Annotated in this window: 7 protein-coding genes; 3 read left to right on the plus strand and 4 right to left on the minus strand. The window is 27.7% G+C overall.

Translation table 11 applies throughout. The annotated features are described in order from the left end of the window. The first annotated feature begins 406 nt into the window (after positions 1-406). A complete protein-coding gene (locus tag HMPREF0202_RS14015) occupies positions 407-745 on the plus strand; it encodes a hypothetical protein (RefSeq protein WP_023051376.1) in 339 nt (112 codons plus the stop codon). Positions 746-1072: 327 nt separating this feature from the next. Here the strand turns inward: HMPREF0202_RS14015 and HMPREF0202_RS14020 are convergent, their stop codons facing one another. Then, a complete protein-coding gene (locus HMPREF0202_RS14020; protein WP_040407693.1) occupies positions 1073-1843 on the minus strand; it encodes an EFR1 family ferrodoxin in 771 nt (256 codons plus the stop codon). A 164-nt stretch (positions 1844-2007) separates the two neighbouring features. Between HMPREF0202_RS14020 and HMPREF0202_RS14025 the strand changes: the two genes are divergently transcribed. After that, positions 2008-2493: a nucleotidyltransferase family protein gene (locus HMPREF0202_RS14025; RefSeq protein WP_023051378.1), complete on the plus strand. Its 486-nt coding sequence runs from the start codon at positions 2008-2010 to the stop codon at positions 2491-2493. A 40-nt stretch (positions 2494-2533) separates the two neighbouring features. Here the strand turns inward: HMPREF0202_RS14025 and HMPREF0202_RS14030 are convergent, their stop codons facing one another. After that, a complete protein-coding gene (locus HMPREF0202_RS14030) occupies positions 2534-3568 on the minus strand; it encodes an NAD(P)H-dependent amine dehydrogenase family protein (RefSeq protein WP_023051379.1) in 1035 nt (344 codons plus the stop codon). Between the two features lie 163 nt (positions 3569-3731). On the opposite strand from HMPREF0202_RS14030, the gene HMPREF0202_RS14035 reads away from it, so the two are divergent. Then, on the plus strand, positions 3732-4514 hold the full coding sequence (locus tag HMPREF0202_RS14035) for a nitroreductase family protein (RefSeq protein ID WP_023051380.1): 783 nt from the start codon (positions 3732-3734) through the stop codon (positions 4512-4514). A 40-nt stretch (positions 4515-4554) separates the two neighbouring features. Here the strand turns inward: HMPREF0202_RS14035 and HMPREF0202_RS14040 are convergent, their stop codons facing one another. Together HMPREF0202_RS14040 and HMPREF0202_RS14045 are read right to left on the minus strand one after the other, a co-directional pair. After that, positions 4555-4860: a hypothetical protein gene (locus HMPREF0202_RS14040; RefSeq protein ID WP_023051381.1), complete on the minus strand. Its 306-nt coding sequence runs from the start codon at positions 4858-4860 to the stop codon at positions 4555-4557. 26 nt (positions 4861-4886) lie between these two features. Further along, complete coding sequence (locus HMPREF0202_RS14045) at positions 4887-5423, minus strand: lipocalin family protein (RefSeq protein ID WP_023051382.1); 537 nt, start codon at positions 5421-5423, stop codon at positions 4887-4889. Positions 5424-5537 lie beyond the last annotated feature (114 nt).

A 5537-nucleotide genomic window follows, 5' to 3' on the forward strand; every position in this document is an offset into this window, starting at 1 on the left:
TATTTAAATATATATTAATTTAATAAATGAGAGTAAGACTATACAAAATATATTGATTACTAATATTTTCAAGTTTTTTTCATAAAATTTCTAAAATATGCCTATTTTAAGTGGATTATTCCGACAATAAATGTTAAAACTCTCTTTCTATTTTTGATAATTACAGCTTTGATTTATTAAAAATAAAAAAAATTGGATTAATTTCTACCTCTTCCTATAATAAGACATAACCTTTTCTAATGATATTCTACCGTATAATCTTCCTCACTTTAAATTGTGTACATTTTTAAGATATGTTTTAAAAATTGTATCAAAAAACAACTATTTTTCTTCCTAAATTATAGAAAAACCCTTTTTTTTATGTTAAAATATTTATAACACTTACCGGGGGAGGGAATAATAAATTATGTTAAAAAAAATTAAAACTATTTCTGAAAATCTTTCTAATAGCGAAATTCCTAAAGTTTTTGATCATTTTGGAAAAAAGATACTTCCTTTTTATAGAAGAGAAGTAAGTACTCGAACAACTCATGGGGGAACTTGGGATATAGAGGAAGAGTTTATCATTGGAATCACAAATCACGGTTGGGCAAAATATGACTATATTCTTAATTGCTCATCAGAAGCAGAAGTTAAGAATCATCTTTCTGAAGAGATTATGACACCTTTAACTTATGAAAATATACTATTTTATTGTAATACGATACCTGAGCTTAAAGAGAAGATCCAAGAGTGTGGTATTTAAACAAAAAAAGAGAAGAAAAATCTTCTCTTTTTTTAGTTCTTATCACCTTATTTTTCACCTTAAAACCCCTTTGTAATACAATGTTTTCAAGGCTTTATATGAATATCTACAACTTGTTATATGACATTTTTTTACCCTACTACTACTAATTAGGGTAATTTTAGACGAACGCCTTAAAACTCATATTAGAGTGTCATTTTTATATACTTTTGTCTATAAAATAGTAATCGGCCATTACTATACTTAAATTACAATATTTTCATATAAATACTCTATATTTTAAGCACTTTTAATCTTTTTTTACAACTATTGCATTATAATAAACCTTTATTTTTTCAACTCATTAACCCCAATATAAGGATTTTTATACCTATTGTCATACTTACTTTTACCACCACAAGATATAGCAACAGTTGGACATAGATTTGCACATGCTAAGCAATCTTCACAATTTTTATCCCAAACAGGTTTCCCATCAACTAGTTCTATATTTTCAACAGGACAAACATCTTTACATATTCCACAACTTATACATCTTTCATCATTCAGTTTAAACTTTTTAGAAACTGTTTTTAATCCAAGTCTCCAAAACTTATAAATCAATAAAAATATTGGATACAAAAAGATATTACTATTCGCTGAAGATTTTTTTCCTTTTAATATATCATCACAAATTGTTTTCATCTTACCTTTAGATGATTCAATATCAATTTTAGCTTTATCTTCTGGCATAGCCTTAAATAATTTTAAATAATTGTCTGGCATATGGCAATACTCAGAGTAGTCTAACACTCTTCCTTTCTCTGATAAAATATTATTAACTTGATTAAATGGTATTCCATAACCACTTCCACCACAAGTTGCAACTGCAAATAAATAATCTACTTTTTCAATTTCAACTTTTTTTAGAAACTCCTCCACTATTTTTGGAATTCCCATTGCATATATTGGAAATAAAAAACCTATCTCTCCATTTAATATTACTTTTTCATCTTTTACTGCTGATATATTCACTAAATTGTACGAACAATTTTCTTTTAAATATTTTCCTAAATATAATGTATTCCCTGTTCCTGAAAAATAATATATTGTCTTCATCTTCACTCCTATTTTCATCTCTTTTTACTTAGTATACCTTATGTAGTTATAGATAACAAGATTAGAAATAGTTCTATCTCAATCAAATTTGCTTATTACTATAATTAATGTTAAAATCTATTTTAAGAAATAGACATTTTTCATATAAGAGGTGAAATAAATTTATGACTAATGAAATAAAAATTGCTACTTTTTTAAAAGTTGCTAAAATATTAAATGAAAATAATATCACTTGGGCTGTTGGAGCCTCTCTATTATTATACCTTAAAGGGATTACTGATAAATTTAATGATATTGATCTTATGGTAGCTGAAAATGATATTGAAAAAACTAAAAATATATTTTTATCTCTTGGAAAAGAATATGCTAAGAATCCTAATCTTCAATATAAATCTAAATGCTTTTTAGAATTTAATGTTGATGGTATAGATTTTGATATTATCAGTGGATTTATTATAGTAAACAATAATTGTGACCATTATTTTCCACTTGAAAAGCACAGTATTGTAGAATATTTTTGTTTAGAGAACATCTCTATTCCTTTACAATCAGTAAATGACTGGCTTACTTACTATACTTTGATGAATAGAAAAGAAAAAGTGGAAATGATTAAAAACTATCTTAATAAAAACATTAAAGAATTAAAATAAAAGTACCCTTGAAGATAAAAATTCTTCAAGGGTACTTTCTTTATTTTTTATAATAACTAATAGGACCACTTAAATAAACTGGATTTTCTAATTTATCTACAGTTAAATATCCTGCTGGAGCATTTATTATGCTTGGAATTCTATTTACAATAGTTGCACAAGTATGCTCAACTGTTGCTGGTTTTTTCACATAAAACTCTGTATCTGGCTCACCTATAATTTTCCAATCACACATATCTCCATCTTCAGGTCCATAAACCTTTCCTATACATTGTGTTTCTATTATTGGTCCTTGGAATGTTTCAGTTGTCACAACAGCACTCATTCCTATACACATTCCAACCTCTATTGTTTTATCTAAAGTTTTTGAATAAATCTCTTTTTCGTGGAAGTATGGAACACATTTTTGAGTTTGACTCTTAATAGTCCATCCCATTAAGTTACAAAGAGCTTCATTGGAATTCCAAACATAGCTTGGCTCTAAAGATTCTGGATGAGCTAAGCTTTTTTCAAACTCCTCTTTTGTAAATCCAGCTCCATGAGCTTTAGCCAAAGCTAAACCATAATCCTCAACATTATAACTGACAGCCCCTGTTATTTTCTTTATATCATGAACTCCACTTGCAACTAACGCTACCATATTTATCCAATAAAGGTCTTGCATTCCTGAACCAGTTATTGTACATCCATTCTCTTTAGCTAACACATCTAATTTATTAGTTAAAGCTGATGCTGTTGTCCAAGGATATATAGCCTCTTCACAAGTTGTTACCACATTTATTCCTCTTAACAAACATTTTTCAAACTGCTCATAACAATCCTTTATAAAGCTAAAAGTTGTTACTATTGCTATGTTTGGATCTGTTTCATCTAAAACTTTATCAGCATCATTACTTATTTTTACACTTAATTTAAATCCTAATCCAGCATATTCACCAACATCTACTCCTTCTAAAGCTGGATTTGAGTCTATTGCACCTACAATTTCAGCACCTTTCTCATATAAATATCTCAAAATATACTTAGACATCTTACCACACCCATACTGAACCACTCTAATTTTTTCATTTTTCATAACAACTCACCTCTTAAATTTTTGTATAAGTATATATATCCACATGTTACTATAAATATTTCACAAATCCTTTAAAATTCAATAAAAGAAAATAGACAAGGACACTCTTTTATGATACTATTCTTTAAACTTTTAAAAATAATATTTATCAAGGGGGAGTTAAATGAATAGTTTATTAAAAAATCTTGATGTATTAATGAATCGAAAATCTGTTAGAGCTTATAGCGATGATAAAATCTCTGAAGAGATTAAAAATGCAATTATTGAATCAACTCTAAGAGCTCCAACTGCTGGAAATATGATGATGTACTCTATCATTGAAGTTACAGATGAAAATTTAAAAAATAGGTTAGTTGAAACTTGTGATAACCAACCTATGATTAGTAAAGCTCCATATCTTTTATTATTTTTAGCAGATTTTCAAAGATGGATGGACTATTTAAAAACTTCTGGAGTAGACGAGTACAATAAAGAAAACAGTCTTGAAATGTATCACCCTGGTGAAGGGGATTTGCTACTTGCTATTAACGATGCACTAATTGCTGCACAAACAGCTGTTACCTCTGCTGAAATGTTAGGTATTGGAAGTTGCTATATTGGTGATATTATGGAAAATTTTGAAATTCATAAGGATATGTTTAATCTTCCAAAATATACTTTCCCAGTTACTCTTATCTGTTTTGGATATCCAACTGAGCAGCAAAAAAATCGACCTCAACCACCTAGATACCCTAAAGAAATGATTGTTTTTGAAAATAGCTATAGACATATTGAAAGCAAAGAGTTTAAAGCTATGGAGATTGAAAGAAACAAAATTTCAAAACCTAATTTCCTTCCTGGATGTCACAACGAAGCTATCCACATGTATAAAAGAAAAATAACTTCTAGCTTTATGAAAGAGATGAATAGATCTGTTAAAGCTGCCATAGATTCTTGGACTAAATAGAATTAAAAAGCCTCTTAGAACTAAATCTAAGAGGCTTTTTTTATTTTACAGTAAACTTACCATTTAAAGATTCATATACAACAAACTGCTGTAATTTCCCATTGATTTCTAATATAAATTTATGATTTATACCAGCTACAATCTGCTTTTGATACTCTATTAATTTATAATTTTTTCCAAGTTTTTTCTCTTGAACTAATTTATTTAAAGCAATCTCTCCCATAGCATCCATTTTACTACTTCCATATGCTCCAACCATTTTAGGAGAGCTATTTGTTTCCACTTTTTTACTATTAGAACATCCCACAAGTCCTAATATTGCAACTGCTAAAATTATTTTTTTCATACCCTACCTCTTTCATATTTATTTTATTATTGCCCATCTATTAAATTCTCTGTTTTAAAGCCTAATGCTTCAGCTTTTTGAATCATCTCATTGTAAATATTTAAAGGAATACTTTTCTCTCTTGATAAAAACCATAAATATTTATATGATGAGCTTGTTACTATAGCATATTTATAATCAACACTTATCCATGCTACATTATATTGAGCTCCTATTATAGGAAATGCGTTAGGGTATACTTTTAAGAAGTTTGGAATATCTGTTTGTTTAGCCGTTGCATAAAATATACTTTCTTTATTTTTAGAATCTATACCTCTATTAATAACAGATATTTTCCCATTTTTTTCTAACTCATAGTTTGCTGTTACTTCTTTTAGTCCTCTTTCAAATCCATGATTAAATCGTTTTATCTCATACCATTTTCCCAAATACCTGTCTATTGAAAAATCAAAATTTTTCTCTACTTTAGGTGAACTTGAACAACTAAAAAATAAAATAGAACTTAATAAAATAGAGATTACTCTTAAATAAAAAAAATTATTTTTATCTCTTTTCACTAACATCTAAAACACCTCCATGTTCTAGATATACTAAATTATTTTATATTTCCTAATAAAAAATAAAAAAAGATGTATCTCTACATCTTTTAAGTTCTTTAATGGCGGGAGTGACGAGGG

It is taken from the genome of Cetobacterium somerae ATCC BAA-474, from assembly GCF_000479045.1.
In the GTDB taxonomy this organism is placed as follows: domain Bacteria; phylum Fusobacteriota; class Fusobacteriia; order Fusobacteriales; family Fusobacteriaceae; genus Cetobacterium_A; species Cetobacterium_A somerae.